The organism is Streptomyces venezuelae, assembly GCF_008642315.1.
In the GTDB taxonomy this organism is placed as follows: domain Bacteria; phylum Actinomycetota; class Actinomycetes; order Streptomycetales; family Streptomycetaceae; genus Streptomyces; species Streptomyces venezuelae_D.
Window position 1 is genome coordinate 6,978,530 of sequence record NZ_CP029192.1, and the last position, 16,941, is coordinate 6,995,470.

Annotated in this window: 19 protein-coding genes; 15 read left to right on the forward strand and 4 right to left on the reverse strand. The window is 72.2% G+C overall.

Features of this window, described 5'->3' with window-relative positions:
* Nucleotides 1-20: 20 nt before the first annotated feature.
* From DEJ48_RS30800 to DEJ48_RS30845, 10 genes are all read left to right on the forward strand, one after another.
* On the forward strand, nt 21-2,111 hold the full coding sequence (locus DEJ48_RS30800; protein ID WP_190537688.1) for a tetratricopeptide repeat protein: 2,091 nt from the start codon (nt 21-23) through the stop codon (nt 2,109-2,111).
* Nucleotides 2,112-2,256: 145 nt separating this feature from the next.
* Nucleotides 2,257-3,372, forward strand: coding sequence for an alanine dehydrogenase (gene ald / locus DEJ48_RS30805; RefSeq protein WP_150219449.1), 1,116 nt, complete (start codon nt 2,257-2,259; stop codon nt 3,370-3,372).
* Between the two features lie 356 nt (nt 3,373-3,728).
* Nucleotides 3,729-4,901, forward strand: coding sequence for a ParA family protein (locus tag DEJ48_RS30810; protein ID WP_223828263.1), 1,173 nt, complete (start codon nt 3,729-3,731; stop codon nt 4,899-4,901).
* Entirely contained in the window at nt 4,886-5,473 is a 588-nt protein-coding gene (locus DEJ48_RS30815) for a hypothetical protein (RefSeq protein ID WP_150219450.1), read from the forward strand. The genes DEJ48_RS30810 and DEJ48_RS30815 overlap by 16 nt, the downstream gene beginning before the upstream one ends.
* 19 nt (nt 5,474-5,492) lie before the next feature.
* Nucleotides 5,493-6,419, forward strand: coding sequence for a segregation and condensation protein A (locus DEJ48_RS30820; RefSeq protein ID WP_150219451.1), 927 nt, complete (start codon nt 5,493-5,495; stop codon nt 6,417-6,419).
* On the forward strand, nt 6,416-7,072 hold the full coding sequence (scpB, locus tag DEJ48_RS30825; protein ID WP_223832259.1) for an SMC-Scp complex subunit ScpB: 657 nt from the start codon (nt 6,416-6,418) through the stop codon (nt 7,070-7,072). Before DEJ48_RS30820 ends, scpB begins: the two co-directional genes overlap by 4 nt.
* 12 nt (nt 7,073-7,084) lie before the next feature.
* Nucleotides 7,085-8,212, forward strand: a complete 1,128-nt coding sequence (locus DEJ48_RS30830; RefSeq protein WP_150219452.1) for a pseudouridine synthase — start codon at nt 7,085-7,087, stop codon at nt 8,210-8,212.
* A gap of 71 nt (nt 8,213-8,283) precedes the next feature.
* Nucleotides 8,284-9,009, forward strand: a complete 726-nt coding sequence (locus DEJ48_RS30835) for an NUDIX hydrolase (RefSeq protein WP_150219453.1) — start codon at nt 8,284-8,286, stop codon at nt 9,007-9,009.
* Nucleotides 9,006-10,007: an ADP-ribosylglycohydrolase family protein gene (locus DEJ48_RS30840; RefSeq protein ID WP_150219454.1), complete on the forward strand. Its 1,002-nt coding sequence runs from the start codon at nt 9,006-9,008 to the stop codon at nt 10,005-10,007. Before DEJ48_RS30835 ends, DEJ48_RS30840 begins: the two co-directional genes overlap by 4 nt.
* Nucleotides 10,008-10,010: 3 nt before the next feature.
* Complete coding sequence (locus tag DEJ48_RS30845; RefSeq protein WP_411757498.1) at nt 10,011-10,793, forward strand: DNA polymerase beta superfamily protein; 783 nt, start codon at nt 10,011-10,013, stop codon at nt 10,791-10,793.
* Here the strand turns inward: DEJ48_RS30845 and DEJ48_RS30850 are convergent.
* The 4 genes from DEJ48_RS30850 to DEJ48_RS30865 are packed head-to-tail and all read right to left on the reverse strand — an operon-like array spanning nt 10,701 to nt 13,268.
* The gene (locus tag DEJ48_RS30850) at nt 10,701-11,462 is read right to left on the reverse strand and encodes a DNA polymerase beta superfamily protein (protein ID WP_150219455.1); all 762 of its coding nucleotides are present in this window, start codon (nt 11,460-11,462) and stop codon (nt 10,701-10,703) included. The genes DEJ48_RS30845 and DEJ48_RS30850 overlap by 93 nt on opposite strands.
* Before the next feature lie 23 nt (nt 11,463-11,485).
* Nucleotides 11,486-11,950 (reverse strand): Rieske (2Fe-2S) protein, encoded by a 465-nt coding sequence (locus tag DEJ48_RS30855; protein WP_150219456.1) that lies wholly within the window; start codon nt 11,948-11,950, stop codon nt 11,486-11,488.
* Nucleotides 11,947-12,540, reverse strand: coding sequence for a DUF6529 family protein (locus DEJ48_RS30860; protein WP_150219457.1), 594 nt, complete (start codon nt 12,538-12,540; stop codon nt 11,947-11,949). Before DEJ48_RS30860 ends, DEJ48_RS30855 begins: the two co-directional genes overlap by 4 nt.
* 47 nt (nt 12,541-12,587) lie before the next feature.
* Nucleotides 12,588-13,268 carry a hypothetical protein gene (locus tag DEJ48_RS30865; RefSeq protein ID WP_150219458.1) on the reverse strand — a complete coding sequence of 227 codons (681 nt, stop codon included), beginning with the start codon at nt 13,266-13,268 and terminating at the stop codon, nt 12,588-12,590.
* 123 nt (nt 13,269-13,391) lie between these two features.
* Between DEJ48_RS30865 and DEJ48_RS30870 the strand changes: the two genes are divergently transcribed.
* The 5 genes from DEJ48_RS30870 (at nt 13,392) to DEJ48_RS30890 (ending at nt 16,897) form a co-directional block, all read left to right on the forward strand.
* On the forward strand, nt 13,392-13,880 hold the full coding sequence (locus DEJ48_RS30870) for a YidB family protein (protein WP_411757499.1): 489 nt from the start codon (nt 13,392-13,394) through the stop codon (nt 13,878-13,880).
* Nucleotides 13,881-14,000: 120 nt separating this feature from the next.
* Entirely contained in the window at nt 14,001-14,363 is a 363-nt protein-coding gene (gene aroH / locus DEJ48_RS30875) for a chorismate mutase (protein WP_150219460.1), read from the forward strand.
* Entirely contained in the window at nt 14,360-15,445 is a 1,086-nt protein-coding gene (locus DEJ48_RS30880) for a prephenate dehydrogenase (protein ID WP_150219461.1), read from the forward strand. The genes aroH and DEJ48_RS30880 overlap by 4 nt, the downstream gene beginning before the upstream one ends.
* Before the next feature lie 112 nt (nt 15,446-15,557).
* Nucleotides 15,558-16,253, forward strand: a complete 696-nt coding sequence (cmk, locus tag DEJ48_RS30885; protein ID WP_223832260.1) for a (d)CMP kinase — start codon at nt 15,558-15,560, stop codon at nt 16,251-16,253.
* 56 nt (nt 16,254-16,309) lie between these two features.
* The gene (locus DEJ48_RS30890; protein ID WP_409237279.1) at nt 16,310-16,897 is read left to right on the forward strand and encodes a lysophospholipid acyltransferase family protein; all 588 of its coding nucleotides are present in this window, start codon (nt 16,310-16,312) and stop codon (nt 16,895-16,897) included.
* The last annotated feature ends 44 nt before the right edge of the window (nt 16,898-16,941 follow it).

Here is a 16,941-nt window from a genome sequence, read left to right on the forward strand (position 1 = left end):
GGCGGACGGGAGCGTGGCCCGTGACGGATCAGGCGGTCGACACGGACGGTGCGACGGCGGGCGGCGCCGTGCCGCCGCCCGCGAGTGCCCCGGAGCCGACGGGAACTCAGTTCGTCGGCAGACGACGGGAGTTGAAGGAACTCCGCGCGGACATCGACCGTGCGGGCCTCGACACCCTCTCGGGCCGCAAGGCGCCTCGCGCGCGCGTCCTGCTCGTCGCGGGCCGCCCCGGTTCGGGCCGCACCTCGCTCGCCGAGGAACTCGCCCGGCGGGTCGCGGACGCCTACCCCGACGGCGTGCTGCGCGCCCGCCTCACGGACCCCGACGGCAGCAGGGTGCCCACCGAACGCACGGCCCGCGAACTCCTGGACGCACTCGGCGTGCCCGCACCCCCCGGGGCGGCCGAGGACGACCTCACAGAGATCCTCAGGGACGCGCTCGCCGAACGCAGGGCGCTGCTCCTGCTCGACGACGCCACCGACGCCGAGCAGGTCGACCCGCTCCTTCCGGACACCCCGGACTGCCTGGTCGTCGCGGTCGCCGAGGGCCCGCTCACCGGCATCCCCGACGTGCGGCCCTGCACGCTCGGCGGCCTGGACAAGGCGGCCGCCGTCGAGCTCCTCGCGCGCGCCGCGGGGCCCGTCCGCATCACCGTGGACCCGCGCTCCGCGGAGTCCCTCGTCGAGGCGTGCGCGGCCCACCCGGCGGCGCTCGTCCTGGCCGGCGGCTGGCTCGGGGGCCGGCCCAAGGCGGCCGTGGCCGATCTGGCCAAGCAGGTGCACGACATGCCGGACGAGGGCTCGCCCCTCGCCCGTGTCTTCGCCCACACCTACGCCTCGCTGCCCGCGCCCGCCGCCCGGATACTGCGGTTCCTCTCCCTCGCCCCGGCCGGGCACGTCGACCCGCACACCGCTTCCGCGCTGGCGGGCTGCTCGGTCTCCGCGGCAAGGACCACCCTCGACGACTTCGTCGCCCTCGGGCTCGTGCGGGCCGTCGACTCCCCGCTGCCGCAGTACGAGGTGCCGGGCTGCCTGGTGCCGCTGCTGAAGGCCCGCACCGAGAGCCAGGACCGCCCCGCCGAGATCCAGCTGGCCCGCGCCCGCATGCTGGAGCGGACCGTGCGTCTGCTCCAGTCCTGCCGGGCCGTCACGGAACCGGACGCGTCCGCCGCCCGCAAGAAACTCGCCGGGATGCCGCGCGCCCTGCGCTTCCCCGGACCGCGGGCGGCCGCCGAGTGGCTGAGCATCCGGCAGCCCGCGCTGCTCGCCGCCGCGCGCCTCGCGGTGGCCGACGGGGAGCTCGACACCCTCGCGCGGCGCCTGATGGCCGCCCTGGTCAGGGCCCTGGTGGCGCACCGCGGCACGGAGGAGGCGGCCCCGGAGCTGTACGGCATCCACCGGCTGGTCCTCGACGTCGCCGAGCGGCGGAACCTGCCGCGCGAGCAGGCCGCGGCGCTGCTGAACCTGGCGGACCTGGACGCGCAGACGGGACGTACGCAGGACGCGCTCGCCCGCTATCGCGCGGCGCTGGACGCGGGACGCGCGGCCGGCGATCCGTACGCGACCGGGCGCGCGATGGAATCCGTAGGCGGCGCCCACCAGGAGCTCGGGGACTGGTCGCGGGCCTCCGACTGGTTCGGCAGGGCGCTGGCCCAGCGTCTGGCCCGGGGCGAGCGCGCGGACGCCGCCCGCCTGTACGGCCGGATCGGGGCGGTGCACACCTACGCGGGGCGCTACGGAGAGGCGCTGCGCAACTGGAGTTCGGCCGTCACCGGGTACCGCAAGTGCGCGGATGTGGCCGCGCAGGCGCGGGCGTTGAGCGAGATGGCCCGCGTGCAGGAGTACGCCGGGCGGCCCGAGGAGTCGCTGCGGACCTGCCAGGAGGCCGTCGAGCTGGCCCGGCACGCCAAGGACGTACGGCTGCAGGCGGCGCTGCAGCTCCGGCTCGCGGACACCCTGGAGCGGCTCGGCGACCCGGCGGCCGCCCGGCTGCACCGCGGTGCGGCCGAGCGCATGCTGGGAGAGGAGCTTCCGCAGGCCGCAAGGCTTGAATCGAACGGTGGAGCAGCCCCTTCCGCCTACGAAATCCGTAGTGCTTCGTCAGAAGATTGAAGTATTGAAAGGCTAGACAGCGAGAAATCCTTCATTAGACTGGCTCCGCCGCATACCTCTGCGGTGTCTCCCGCTGCGCCCCCACGCGCACCGGTATGCGTTGCATTGCCCGAGAAATCCCCTGAGCCAAGGACCGTGATCGACGATGAAGGTCGGCATCCCCCGCGAGGTCAAGAACAACGAGTTCCGGGTGGCCATCACCCCCGCCGGTGTGCACGAGCTGGTGCGCCACGGCCACGAGGTCGTCATCGAGCGGAACGCCGGCGTCGGCTCCTCGATCACGGACGCCGAGTACATCTCGGCGGGCGCCAAGATCCTGGACACCGCCGATGAGGTCTGGGCCACCGCGGACCTGCTCCTGAAGGTCAAGGAGCCCATCGCGGAGGAGTACCACCGCCTCCGCAAGGACCAGACCCTCTTCACCTACCTCCACCTGGCCGCGTCCAAGGAGTGCACGGACGCGCTCCTGGAGTCGGGCACCACCGCGATCGCGTACGAGACGGTCGAGACCGCCAACCGCGCTCTCCCGCTGCTCGCCCCGATGTCCGAGGTCGCGGGCCGTCTCGCCCCGCAGGTCGGCGCCTACCACCTGATGGCCGCCAACGGCGGCCGCGGCGTCCTGCCGGGCGGTGTCCCGGGCGTCGCCGCGGGCAAGGCCGTCGTCATCGGCGGCGGCGTCTCCGGCTGGAACGCCGCGCAGATCGCCATCGGCATGGGCTTCCACGTGACCCTGCTCGACAAGGACATCAACAAGCTCAAGGAAGCCGACAAGATCTTCGGCACGAAGATCCAGACCGTCGTCTCCAACGCCTTCGAGCTCGAGAAGGCCTGCCTCGAGGCCGACCTCGTCATCGGTGCCGTCCTCATCCCGGGCGCCAAGGCCCCGAAGCTGGTCACCAACGAGCTCGTCTCGCGCATGAAGCCCGGAAGTGTCCTTGTCGACATCGCGATCGACCAGGGCGGCTGCTTCGAGGACTCGCACGCGACCACGCACGCCGAGCCGACCTTCCCGGTCCACAACTCGGTCTTCTACTGCGTCGCCAACATGCCCGGCGCGGTGCCCAACACGTCGACGTACGCGCTGACCAACGCGACGATGCCGTACATCGTCGAGCTCGCGAACCGCGGCTGGGTCGAGGCGCTGCGCCGCGACCACGCCCTCGCGCTCGGTCTCAACACGCATGACGGCAAGGTCGTTTACAAGGAGGTCGCCGAGGCGCACGGTCTCGACCACGTCGAGCTGGAGACGCTCCTCGGCTGACCGAGGTGACCGACTCCGGTCGGTCTCCGACACTTTCGGCGCTGTCGTCAACGAAAGTCGTCAATCTCACGCCCGCGGCCGGACCTTGAGAGGGGTCCGGCCGTATGCGTATCAGTGCGGACACGCTCAACTGGCCGTGAACGTAACCCTTTAACCGTTTCGCCCACCCCCGAAACACGGCGATGGCGAGCCGCACGCCCTTGACACAAGGGTGTTCCATTGCCGACACATCGGGCCGGGTCCGGCGGATTGTGTTGCTGCGGAGCGGTGACACGCCATAGAGTCGCCAACCGTCGGCATGGTGCCACGCTGACCTATCGAGAAATTTCCTGGTCACCAAGGAGGTAAGACGACTTGTGAATGAGTCGACATTTGCTCCCGGGGGTGGTCAACCAGGAACGTCTGTGCGGGACCAGGGTTCCGAGGGGCTCGAAGCCGTCGGCTCGGTCGCTGTCCGCACCTTCGAAGCCCGGCAGGGCCCCCAGCCGACACAGTCAGCACCCCAAAGCATGGATGGCCATCACGTGAACGCCATGGCCGGCGACCGGAGTGGCGATAACACCCACACCCACCTCGCCGACTACGAGGAACTGCCCCAGGGGCACTTCTACGACCCCGACGCCGAGTACGAGCCCGATCCGGAGTACGCGGCCACGCTCGCGCCGGACGCCGCCCGTCAGCGCCGCGAGCGCATCGGCCCGACGGGACGCCCGCTGCCGTACTTCCCGATCCCGGGCCCGCTGACCGACCACGGTCCCGCGAAGATCATCGCGATGTGCAACCAGAAGGGCGGCGTCGGCAAGACGACGTCGACCATCAACCTGGGCGCGGCCCTCGCGGAGTACGGACGCCGGGTCCTGCTCGTCGACTTCGACCCGCAGGGCGCCCTCTCCGTGGGCCTCGGGGTCAACCCGATGGAGCTGGACCTGACGGTCTACAACCTCCTCATGGAGCGCGGCATGTCCGCGGACGAGGTGCTCCTGAAGACCGCGGTCCCCAACATGGACCTGCTGCCCAGCAACATCGACCTGTCGGCCGCCGAAGTCCAGCTGGTGAGCGAGGTCGCGCGCGAGTCCACCCTGCAGCGCGCCCTGAAGCCGCTCATGCAGGACTACGACTACATCGTGATCGACTGTCAGCCCTCGCTCGGCCTGCTCACCGTGAACGCCCTGACGGCGGCTCACAAGGTGATCGTGCCGCTCGAGTGCGAGTTCTTCGCGCTGCGCGGCGTGGCCCTCCTGACGGAGACCATCGAGAAGGTCCAGGAGCGGCTCAACCCCGACCTGGAGCTCGACGGCATCCTCGCGACCATGTACGACTCCCGCACGGTGCACAGCCGTGAGGTGCTCGCGCGCGTGGTCGAGGCCTTCGACGACCACGTCTACCACACGGTCATCGGCCGCACGGTCCGCTTCCCGGAGACCACGGTCGCCGGTGAGCCGATCACCACGTACGCCTCCAACTCGGTCGGCGCGGCCGCCTATCGCCAGCTCGCCAGGGAGGTGCTCGCCCGGTGTCACGCCGAGTGAGTCTGCCGGGGGCCGACGAACTGTTCCGCACGACCGGGGGAATGGCGCTGCAGTCGTCGTCGCCGCGACGTCAGGCGAACGGCGAGGCGAAGGTGCCCGCTCCGGCGGGCGAGAGCGACGAGGCGGCGGCCTCGGCCGAGGACGCGGCCCAGGGTGACGGTGAGCCCGCCGAACACGCGGCATCGGACGCGGAGTCGGGCACCGAGTCGCGCGCGAGGGCGGCAGGCGCCGAGGGCGACAAGAGCGCCGGACGGCGCCCGGCAACGGCGCAGGAAGGTTCTGCCGCGCAGGGCGGCAAGTCCGGCGGCTCCTCCACCGCGCAGGCGCGGCGGCGGGCACGGGCGGCGAACCGGCGGCCCAGCGGGCGCGAGCGGCACGACGAGAAGATCACCGTGTACGTCTCAGCCGAGGAACTGATGGACCTCGAACACGCGCGGCTCGTGCTGCGCGGCGAGCACGGGCTCGCGGTCGACCGCGGGCGGATCGTGCGGGAGGCGGTCGCCGTCGTCCTCGCCGATCTGGAGTCCCGCGGGGACGCGAGCATCCTTGTACGACGGTTGCGCGGGCGGTAGGGGTAGCGTTTCTGGCCTCATGGCCTCGAACAGTGAATCCGCACCGCCCGCCGCTCGGCGCCGCGCCCTGGGGCGCGGTCCAGGGGCGTCTTCTGCCGAGCCGGAACCCCCGGCCGAGCCCGCGGAAGCCGCAGAGCCCGACGACGGGCGGTTCAAAGTTCGGCTCGCGAACTTCGAGGGGCCCTTCGATCTGCTGCTCCAGCTGATCTCGAAGCACAAGCTCGACGTCACCGAGGTCGCGCTCTCCAGGGTCACCGACGAGTTCATGGCCCACATCCGGGCCATGGGGGCCGACTGGGACCTGGACCAGACGACCGAGTTCCTGGTCGTCGCCGCCACGCTGCTCGACCTGAAGGCGGCGCGGCTGCTGCCCGCCGCCGAGGTCGAGGACGAGGCCGACCTCGCGCTCCTGGAGGCGCGGGACCTGCTGTTCGCGCGGCTCCTGCAGTACCGCGCGTACAAACAGATCGCGGACATCTTCAGCGGGCGGCTCGACGACGAGGCGCGGCGCCATCCGCGGACCGTGGGCCTCGAACCGCACCACGCCGAACTGCTCCCGGAAGTCGTCATCAGCATCGGGGCGGAAGGATTCGCCAAGCTCGCCGTGAAGGCGATGCAGCCCCGCGCGAAGCCGCAGGTGTACGTGGAACACATCCACGCCCCGCTCGTCTCCGTGCAGGAACAGGCGGGGCTCGTCGTCGCCCGGCTGCGGGAGCAGGGCGAGGCCAGCTTCCGGGTGCTCGTGGAGGACGCGGGGGACACCCTCACCGTCGTCGCCCGCTTCCTCGCCCTGCTGGAGCTCTACCGCGAGAAGGCCGTCGCCCTGGACCAGGAGGACCCCTTGGGCGAGCTCATGGTGCGGTGGACCGGCGGGGACGGCGCCGCGGAGCCGACCGTGACCGACGAGTTCGACCGGGCACCCGAGCCCTTGGAGGAGAAGGCGTGAGCACGCAGAGCCCCGTGGGGGAGCTTGCCGGGGCCGTGGCCGATCTCGAGCTGCGGCCCGCCCTGGAGGCGGTCCTCATGGTCGTCGACGAGCCGGCCACCGAGGAGCACCTGGCGAAGATCCTGCAGCGGCCGCGGCGCGCCGTCGCCGTCGCGCTGCGGGAGCTCGCCGACGAGTACACCGCGCAGAAGCGCGGCTTCGAGCTGCGGCTCGTGGCCGGCGGGTGGCGGTTCTACACGCGGCCCGAGTACGCCGCCGCGGTGGAGGGCTTCGTCCTGGACGGGCAGCAGGCGCGGCTCACCCAGGCGGCCCTGGAGACCCTCGCCGTCGTCGCGTACCGCCAGCCGGTCAGCCGTTCCAGGGTCTCCGCGGTGCGCGGGGTGAACTGCGACGGCGTGATGCGCACCCTCCTCCAGAGGGGTCTGGTGGAGGAGGCGGGCGCGGAACCCGAAACAGGTGCGATCCTGTACAGGACGACGAACTACTTCCTGGAGCGGATGGGCCTGCGCGGCCTGGACGAGCTCCCTGAGCTCGCGCCCTTCCTCCCCGAGGCGGACGCGATCGAGGGAGAGACGCAGGAAGGTGTCCCGTCGTTCGACCCGGACGCACCCGATGCGCCGGGGTACGGGTACACCCAGGACACAGCCGACTAGACGGAACTTTTGATGCGAAGCAGCAGCGGCAGGAACAGCAGCGGAAACAACGGCGGGAGCCGTGGTGGCAACAGCGGCGGCCGCGGCGGGAGCAGCGGTGGCCGCGGTAACTACCGCGGTGCCGGTAACAACCGCGATGACAAGCAGGGCGGCTCCGGCCGTCCGAAGAAGCCGCGTCCGGAGGAGCGGCGTTACGACGTGGGCTCCGGCGGCACGCAGGACGGTCCCAAGTCGGGCCGCGGCGCCTCGGCGCGCGGCGGTGCCAAGGGCGGCCCCAAGCAGGGCCAGGGCACCGGACGGGGGCGCTGGGCCCCGGCCACCTCGCGTGAGTACGACGCGCGGGCCGAGGAGCGCAACCGCGAGCGGTACGCGGGCAAGGCGAAGACCAACCTGCCCAAGACCTTCCCGGGCGCCGAGCAGGAGGGCGAGCGGCTGCAGAAGGTCCTGGCCCGCGCGGGCTACGGCTCGCGGCGCGCCTGCGAGGAGCTCGTCGAGGAGGCCCGTGTCGAGGTCAACGGCGAGATCGTCCTGGAGCAGGGCCTGCGCGTCGACCCGGAGAAGGACGAGATCAAGGTCGACGGCCTGACCGTGGCCACGCAGTCGTACCAGTTCTTCTCGCTGAACAAGCCCGCCGGTGTCGTCTCCACGATGGAGGACACCGAGGGCCGTCAGTGCCTGGGTGACTACGTGACCAACCGCGAGACGCGGCTCTTCCACGTGGGGCGGCTCGACACCGAGACCGAGGGTGTCATCCTGCTCACCAACCACGGCGAGCTGGCGCACCGCCTGACGCACCCCAAGTACGGCGTGAAGAAGGTCTACCTCGCGCACATCGTGGGCCCCATCCCGCGTGACCTGGGCAAGCAGCTCAAGGACGGCATCCAGCTGGAGGACGGGTACGCCCGCGCGGACCACTTCCGCGTCGTCGAGCAGACCGGCAAGAACTACCTGGTCGAGGTGACCCTCCACGAGGGCCGCAAGCACATCGTGCGGCGCATGCTCGCCGAGGCGGGCTTCCCCGTCGACAAGCTGGTGCGGGTGGCCTTCGGGCCGATCACCCTGGGCGACCAGAAGTCGGGCTGGCTGCGTCGCCTCTCCAACACGGAGGTCGGGATGCTGATGCAGGAAGTCGACCTGTAGGAATCGCTTGCCCGAACCACCCCCCTCTCTTTATAGTCATCAAGACCATAAAGAGAGGGGGGTGGTCGTGCATGCAGGAGTACGACAAGCACGCCTTCGAGCCGTTCGCCGTCACCGTCGACCTGGCCGTGTTCACCGTCCGCGACGGCGCGCTGCACGTCCTGCTCGTCGAACGCGGCCAGGAGCCCCACGCCGGCCGCTGGGCCCTGCCCGGCGGCTTCGTGCTGCCCGACGAGTCCGCCGAGGCGGCCGCGGGGCGCGAGCTCGCCGAGGAGACCGGGATCGCCGACGTCGGGCGGCTCCACCTGGAGCAGGTGCGCACCTACAGCGACCCCGACCGCGATCCGCGCATGCGGGTCGTCTCCGTCGCCTTCGCGGCCCTCGTCCCCGACCCGCCCGAGGTGCACGGAGGCGGCGACGCCGCCCGCGCGGCCTGGCTGCCCCACAGCCCGGCCGCCTACCGGCCGCTCGCCTTCGACCACGACCGGATCCTCGCCGACGCCCACGACCGCGTCTGCGCCAAGCTCGAGTACACCGGCCTCGCCACCGCCTTCTGCGCCCCCGAGTTCACGCTCGGCGAGCTGCGCCAGGTCTACGAAGCGGTGTGGGGCGCCGAGCTCGACCCCGCCAACTTCCGCCGCAAAGTGGTCGGCACGGCCGGGCTGGTGGAGGCCGTGCCCGGCGCCGCACGGCTGACCGGCGGGCGCGGGAAGCCCGCCGCGCTCTTCCGGGCCGGCACCGCGTCCGCCCTGCACCCGCCCCTGCTCCGCCCCGCCCCGGAAGGACAGCCCTCATGAAGCGTGCCGCCACGGGATCCCTCATGGGTCTCGCCCTCGGGGACGCGCTCGGCTTCCCCACCGAGTTCAACGACGTGCCGGCGATCCTCGCCAAGTGCGGGCCCTGGCGCGAGATGGCGCTGCCCGACCCGGCGTACATCACCGACGACACGCAGATGACCCTCGCCCTGAGCCGTGGGCTGCGCACCGCCATGGACCGGGGACCGCTCGGCCCCAAGCGTCTTGAGCGGCCGCTGCGCGAGGAGTTCGTCGACTGGTACCAGTCGCCGGAGAACAACCGCGCGCCCGGCAACACCTGCCTCAAGGCCTGCTGCCTCCTCAAGACCGGCAAGCCGTGGGAGGAGGCGAGCCAGACCTACTCGAAGGGCTGCGGCGCCAACATGCGCGTCGCGCCCGTCGGGCTCGCACCCGGACTCACCGACGAACAGCGGGCGGGCGCCGCCCAGCTCCAGTCCGCCCTCACCCACGGCCACCCGACCGCGCTCGCCGCCTCCGACCTCACCGCGCACGCCGTCCGGCTCCTCGCCGCGGGCGCCGAGCCGACGGGCCTGGTCGGGCTGCTGCGCTCGTACGCGTACGACAACCGGGAGACGTACCACGAGCGCTGGCTCGGCGAGCTGTGGAGGCGGGGCGGGGACGCGTCGCCCGAGGCGTTCATCGCGCGGGGCTGGGACGAGTGCCTCGGCGTCCTGGAGCGGCTCCGCGACGCGCTCCGCTCGCCCTCGCCGGAGACCGACCCCTGCCTCGCGACCGGCGAGGGCTGGATCGCCGAGGAGGCCTTCGCCACCGGGCTGCTCTGCTTCCTGACGTTCGTCGACGAGCCGGTCACCGCGCTGCGCAGGGCGGCCTGCACATCGGGCGACTCGGACTCGATCGCGTGCCTCACGGGTGCCTTCGCGGGGGCTCACCTCGGCGCGGACGCCTGGCCCGAGGAGTGGACAGGACGGGTCGAACACGGGGTCGAACTCCAGGCGTTCGGGGTGCTCTGGGACGCTTGAGCCATGACTGTGGACCTGGGCCCCGACCTGGACATCGATCTGACCTCCGTCGTCGCCGAGCAGCGTGACCCGCTGCTCTTCGCGACGGTCTCCGGGGCGCACCTGTACGGCTTTCCCTCCCGGGACTCCGACGTGGACCTGCGGGGCGTGCACCTGCTGCCCGTGACCGATCTCGTGGGGCTGCGGGAGCCGGAGGAGACACGGTCGAGGATGTGGTTCACGGACGGCGTCGAGATGGACCTCGTCACGCACGACCTGCGCAAGTTCGTCCGGCTGATGCTGCGCCACAACGGATACGTCCTGGAGCAGCTGCTCTCGCCGCTGGTCGTGCACACCACCGAGGCGCACGCGGAGCTCGTCGCGCACGCGCCGGACGTCCTCACCAGCCACCACGCCCACCACTACCGGGGGTTCGCCAGGACCCAGTGGCGGCTCTTCGAGAAGAACGGCGAGCTCAAGCCGCTGCTCTACACGTTCCGTGTGCTGCTGACCGGGATCCACCTCATGCGCAGCGGTGCGGTGGTGGCCCACCTGCCCACGCTCGTCGAGGAGGAGAAGGCCGCCCCCGCCTATCTGCCGGAACTCGTCGCCGTCAAGGCCGAGGCCGAGCACGGTGGCGCCGACGTGGACCACGCGCGCGTGGCCGCCGACGTGGAGCGGCTGCACGCTCTCCTGGACGAGGCGCAGGCCAAGTCAGCCCTGCCCGGTTCCCACACGGCGTACGACGCCCTGCACGACCTCGTCGTCCGCGTGCGCCTCCAGGGGCTTCAGGGACTCCAGGGCTGACGTCCGGCGCGTGCGGAACAGGAAGTCCTCGATCCGCTCCCGGTCGGGCCCGGCCGGGAGCGGGCTGTGCACGGCCGCGTCCTCCGACTCGGCGGCGAGCCGGTTCATCCAGGACTCGACCTGCGGCCAGGACACCTCGCCGCGCTTCACCGCCAGCAGCGGCTCCCGCTGGTGGCCGACGTCGAGGGTCAGTTCGCCGGTGCGCAGCAGGTCGCGGCAGGACATCAGCAGCCGCAGCAGGTGCATGGCGTGCTTCCAGCGCGGGGCGCCGTACGTGCGGACGTCGGCGTCGAGCTTCTTGCGCTGGCCCAGCGCGTAGCGGGCGAAGGTGTCGTGGGCCTGGCGTGAGAGGAACGCGCCGCGCAGCGCGAGCAGTTCGCGCCCGGTCTCCGTGACGTGCTCCACGAGCGGCGAGTGCAGGCACTCCAGGACGTTCGGATTGGCGCGCAGCGCGAGCTCGCAGAACCGCTCAAGCTCCCAGCTGAACTGTTCGTCGGCGGGTCCGTCCACGTGCGTCGGGGGCTTGTCGAAGCGCCAGAACAGCGGCGTGGGGGCCAGGAAGATGCCCCTGCGGTCGGTGTCGCTGCCCTCCGTGGCCAGGCCGAAGGCGCGCGAACCCATCACGCAGGAGTAGACGGTGTGGTCGCGTACCAGGTCCTGAGGGTGCATGGCAGGGAGCGTACGGGCCGTGATCAGCCCAGGGTGATCGAATTTCCGGTGACCGTGATCTTCTCCTCGGCCAGCGGACGCGGGGCGGGCCCGTCCGCCACCGACGCGTCGGCCACCCGGTACTTGCTGCCGTGGCACGGGCAGTTGATCGTGCCGTCCGCCACCTCCGCGACCAGACAGCCCGAGTGGGTGCAGACCGCCGAGAACGCCTTGAAGGTGCCGCTCTCCGGCTGCGTCACGACGACCTTCCTGTCCTTCACCACCTTGCCGCCGCCCACCGGCACATCGGCGGTCTTCGCCAGTTCGGGGCCCACGGGCGGCTCGTCGCCCGCCGGAGCCTTCGAGGCGGGCGTGGTGCCGTCGGGTGCGGGGGAGTCCGGCGGCTTTGGCTCCGCCCCCTCGTCGCCGTACTCCGTGCATCCCGCCGCGAGCGCCACCGCGCCCGCCGCCAGGACCACCCGCCGTGACGTGCCACCGCCGCCGCTCATGTCGTCACCCCGAACGTCCGGAAGAACCACAGCGCCGACGACAGCCAGATCCCCGTCAGCGCCGCGAAGACCAGGCCCGCGACCACCGGCAGCAGCCGGCCAGGCAGCCGCTCCGTGCGCAGGAGCAGCATCTTCGCGCTGAACGCCCCGTAGAAGAAGCAGCCGAGCAGCGAGTGCCACAGCACGCGCGTGGAGTACGTCTGGTAGCCGAGCGCATAGAGGCAGTGGACCGCCACGGGCACGGAGACCAGGAACGCGATCCGGCCCGACCAGCGGTGCAGCGCCGCCGACCAGGAGGGCCCCGGCAGCCGCCCGTACAGCATCAGCGCCGACACGACCTGGACCAGCACGAACGCGAACGCCGCCGTGCCGAGCCAGGACTTCACCGCGCTCGTGCTGCTGAACCCGGCGAGGTTGAAGGCGGTGCCCGCCGGGTCGTGGACCCTGCCGTACGCGCCGAGGCCGATCGCCACGGCGGCGGCGACCAGCGCGGGCGCCAGATAGCGGGCGGCGCTCGGCCCGAGGTGGGCGCCCGCGCCCGGGGGCACGGGGAAACCGCCCTGGGTGGGGGCGCTCGGGTCGACGCTCATGCGGGTCTCCCTTCACGGGCGGTGCGGCGGAACGGCTGTGCGGGGCGCTAGGGGGTGACGGGGCGGGCGGTGAGGGTCTCGCCGTCGACCCGGACCGTGCCGGTCCCGGGGTCGAGCCGCGGGGCCTGCTCCGGCTCGTCGTCGCGCTTGAGGATGCCGACCTGCCGGCCGTCGGGCAGGACGATCCAGCCGCCGTCGACCTTCGCGCCGCGCACCTCGGTCGTCGCGCGGTAGAGCCCGGACGGCCTGACGGCCTTGTCGGCGGTGAACTTCCGGGTCTCCTTGTCGACATCGACGGTGCCGCGGACCTTCTTGCCGGTGAGCTGCCCATCGAGCTTCGCGCCGTGCTTGCCGGTGAGGCGCATCGAGCCGTCTTCCTCGACGTTCCCCTTGAGCCAGGACTCCGTGTCGCGACCGTCGCAGTAGTACGCGATCGCCTTGCCGTCCCGCACCGAGATCGAGACCGCGGAGGTGTCGTCGTCGGTACGGCCCGCGTACTCGGCCTTGGCCGGCACCTTCGCGGGTGCCTTCGCGGCCGGTGTCCTCGTCGGCTCGGCGGAGGGTCCGGCCGACGGGCTCCCCGTCGGGGACGACGCGGACGCATCGGGTGCGGGCGCGTCCTCCCCGTACGACGAAGCGCCCGTCTCCGTCGTCGCGTTGAGCGACAGCATGAACAGGGCGAGCAGCAGTCCCGTCAGAAGGGTGAGCAGCGGACCTGAGCGCTTCATACGGGCCTCCCCCGAGGCGCGGCACCTGCCGATCCTCCATGCAAGCGGACCCGCCGCCCTCTCGTCCAGAGTTGAACGACCCCCAATCGGCCCAAGTGGCGACAGGGGCCGATTCGGGCGACATTGGCAGGGTCCGAGGTCCGGTCGCGGAGCGGTCCGGGCCCGGCCCTCCACGCGAAAGGCAGGACCATGGCGGGTAACGATCTGGGCAGCCTTCTCGGCGGCCTCCTGGGCGGCGGGCAGCAGGGCGGCGGCTCCTCCGGCGGCGGGGGCAACCTCCTGGGCGCGCTGCTCGGGGCCCTCATGAGCAAGAGCGGAGGCGGCGGCAACCCGCTGTCCGGCCTGCTGGAGGGCCTGAACAAGGCCGGACTCCAGGACCAGGCCCAGTCCTGGGTCGGCACGGGCGAGAACAAGGACGTGACCGGAGCGCAGGTGCAGCAGGCGCTGCCCGACGACACCCTCCGGCAAGTCGCCGAGGAGGCCGGAGTCTCCCCTGAGCAGGCCGCGAACGAGATCGCTCAGGTGCTGCCGCAGGCCGTCGACAAGCTGACCCCCGAGGGTCAGGTGCCCTCCGGGTCGCTCGAGGACCTGATCAAGCAGCAGCAGCTCTGACCCGCCTCGGTCCGGTGCGCGGCGCCCGTCTCGGCAGACGGGCGCCGCGCACTCCCGTGCCGGGCGCTGGATAGGCTTGACGCTCATCCAAGGCGTACATGGGGCAAGAGGGGCAGTGACGTGGCGGTACGAGCGGTGCGGGGCGCCGTCCAGCTGGAGCGGGACGAGGCCGGGCACATGAGCGAGCAGGTCGGCGCGCTCCTCACGGCCGTCCTGGAGCGGAACGGGCTGACGCAGGAGGACCTGATCAGCATCTGGTTCACGGCGACGCCGGACCTGCACTGCGACTTCCCCGCGGCCGCCGCCCGCGGACTCGGCATCGTCGACGTACCGCTGATCTGCGCCCAGGAGCTGGACGTCGAGGGCGCCCTGCCCCGCGTCGTCCGCGTCCTCGCGCACATCGACACCGACCGGGCCCGCTCCGAGATCACGCACGTGTACCTCGGCGCCGCGGCCGCACTCCGCAAGGACATCGCCCAGTGAGAACCGCCCTCGTCATCGGCACCGGCCTGATCGGCACCTCCGCCGCCCTGGCCCTCGCCTCCCGCGGCGTCGCCGTCCACCTCGCCGACCACGACCCGGAGCAGGCCCGCACCGCCGCCGCGCTCGGCGCGGGCACGGACGAGGCGCCCGCCGGCGTCGTCGACCTCTGCGTCGTCGCCGTGCCGCCCGCGCACGTCGCCACCTCGCTGGCCGACGTGATGGGCCGCGGGGTCGCGCGCGCCTACATCGACGTGGCGAGCGTCAAGGGCGGCCCCCGCCGCGACCTGGAGGCGCTCGGCCTCGACCTCACCCCGTACATCGGTACGCACCCCATGTCCGGACGCGAGCGCAGCGGCCCGCTGGCCGCCACCGCCGACCTCTTCGAGGGCCGGCCCTGGGTGCTCACCCCGACCCGGGACACCGACACCGAGGTGCTCAACCTCGCCCTGGAGCTCGTCGCCCTCTGCCGGGCCGTGCCCGTCGTCATGGACGCCGACGCCCACGACCGCGCGGTCGCCCTCGTCTCGCACATGCCGCACCTGGTCTCGAGCATGGTCGCGGCCCGCCTGGAGCACGCCGAGGAGTCCTCGGTACGGCTCTGCGGCCAGGGCATCCGCGATGTCACGCGGATCGCCGCCTCCGACCCGCGGATGTGGATCGACATCCTCTCCGCCAACCCCGGCCCGGTCGCCGACCTGCTCGCGGAGGTCGCGTCCGACCTCGACGAGACGGTGGCGGCGCTGCGGGCGCTGCAGTCCGCCGACGGCGACAAGCGGACCGAGGGCGCCGCCGGGGTCGAGAAGGTGCTGCGGCGCGGCAACGCGGGGCAGGTCAGGGTGCCCGGCAAGCACGGCGCGGCTCCCGCCTCGTACGAGGTCGTCGCGGTGCTCATCAACGACCAGCCGGGCCAGCTGGCCCGTATCTTCGCCGACGCGGACAGCGCGGGCGTCAACATCGAGGACGTCCGCATCGAGCACGCGACCGGGCAGCAGGCCGGTCTGGTGCAGCTGATGGTCGAGCCGCGGTCCGTGCCGGTGCTGACGGCGGCGCTGCGGGACCGGGGCTGGTCGATCCGGCAGTAGCGGGCCCGCGCAGGGGCTGTCGGGGCAGGGTGTGCGAGCCAGTAACCTTGTGCGGGGCGCGTTCGCGCCCCGCCTCCCTGGCCCGCGTCATGCGAAAGGTGCCCACAGCCCCGTGGAAACAGCCGAAACCGCCGCCCCGGCAGCCGTGATCGTCGCCATCGACGGACCGTCCGGCACGGGCAAGTCGAGCACCTCGAAGGCTGTCGCCGCCCAGCTCGGCCTCAGCTACCTGGACACCGGTGCCCAGTACCGGGCCATCACCTGGTGGATGGTGCACAACGGCATCGACCTCACCGACCCGACCGCGATCGCCGCCGTCACGGGCAAGCCCGAGATCGTCTCCGGCACCGACCCGGCCGCCCCGACCATCACGGTCGACGGCACGGACGTCGCGGGGCCGATCCGCACCACCGACGTCACCTCGAAGGTCAGCGCGGTCAGCGCCGTCCCCGAGGTCCGCACCCGCATCACCGAGCTGCAGCGCTCCATCGCGGTCTCGGCGGAGAAGGGCATCGTCGTCGAGGGCCGTGACATCGGCACGACCGTGCTCCCCGACGCCGACCTGAAGATCTTCCTCACCGCGTCGCCCGAGGCCCGCGCCGCCCGCCGCTCCGGCGAGCTGAAGGGCGCCGACGTCAAGGCGACGCAGGAAGCCCTGATCAAGCGGGACGCGGCCGACTCGAGCCGCAAGACGTCCCCGCTGGCCAAGGCCGACGACGCCGTCGAGGTCGACACCACGGAGCTCACGCTCCAGCAGGTCATCGAGTGCGTCGTCACCCTCGTCGAGGAGAAGCGGGCCGGCAAGTGACAGAGGGTGCTTCCGAGCGGGGCGCGGAGGTCGGCCGCCGGATCGGCGTCGGCCTCATGTACGGCCTGTGGAAGCCGCGGGTGCTGGGCGCCTGGCGGGTGCCCGCGAGCGGCCCGGTGATCCTGGCCGTGAACCACTCGCACAACGTCGACGGCCCGATGGTCATGGGCGTCGCGCCCCGGCCCACGCACTTCCTGATCAAGAAGGAAGCGTTCATCGGGCCCCTCGGCTCCTTCCTGCACGGGATCGGCCAGCTGAAGGTGGACCGCTCGGTCGCCGACCGCACGGCGATCACCCGGGCGCTCGGCGTCCTGGAGCAGGGCGGCGTCCTCGGGATCTTCCCGGAGGGCACCAGGGGCGAGGGCGACTTCGCGTCGCTGCGGGCCGGGCTCGCGTACTTCGCGGTCCGGGCCGGCGCCCCGATCGTGCCGGTCGCGGTGCTGGGAAGCACCGAGCGCCCCGGCCGGTTGATAAAGCAGCTGCCCCCGCTCCGCAGCCGCGTCGACGTCGTCTTCGGAGACCCCTTCGACGCGGGCGACGGCAGCGGCCGCCGCACGCGCAAGGCGCTCGACGAGGCGACCGTGCGCATCCAGGAGCGGCTCACCGGCCACCTGGAAAACGCCAGGCGCCTGACCGGGCGCTGAGCGAGACTTATCAAGTAGTGCGCAGGACCGACATGAGGCCGGTG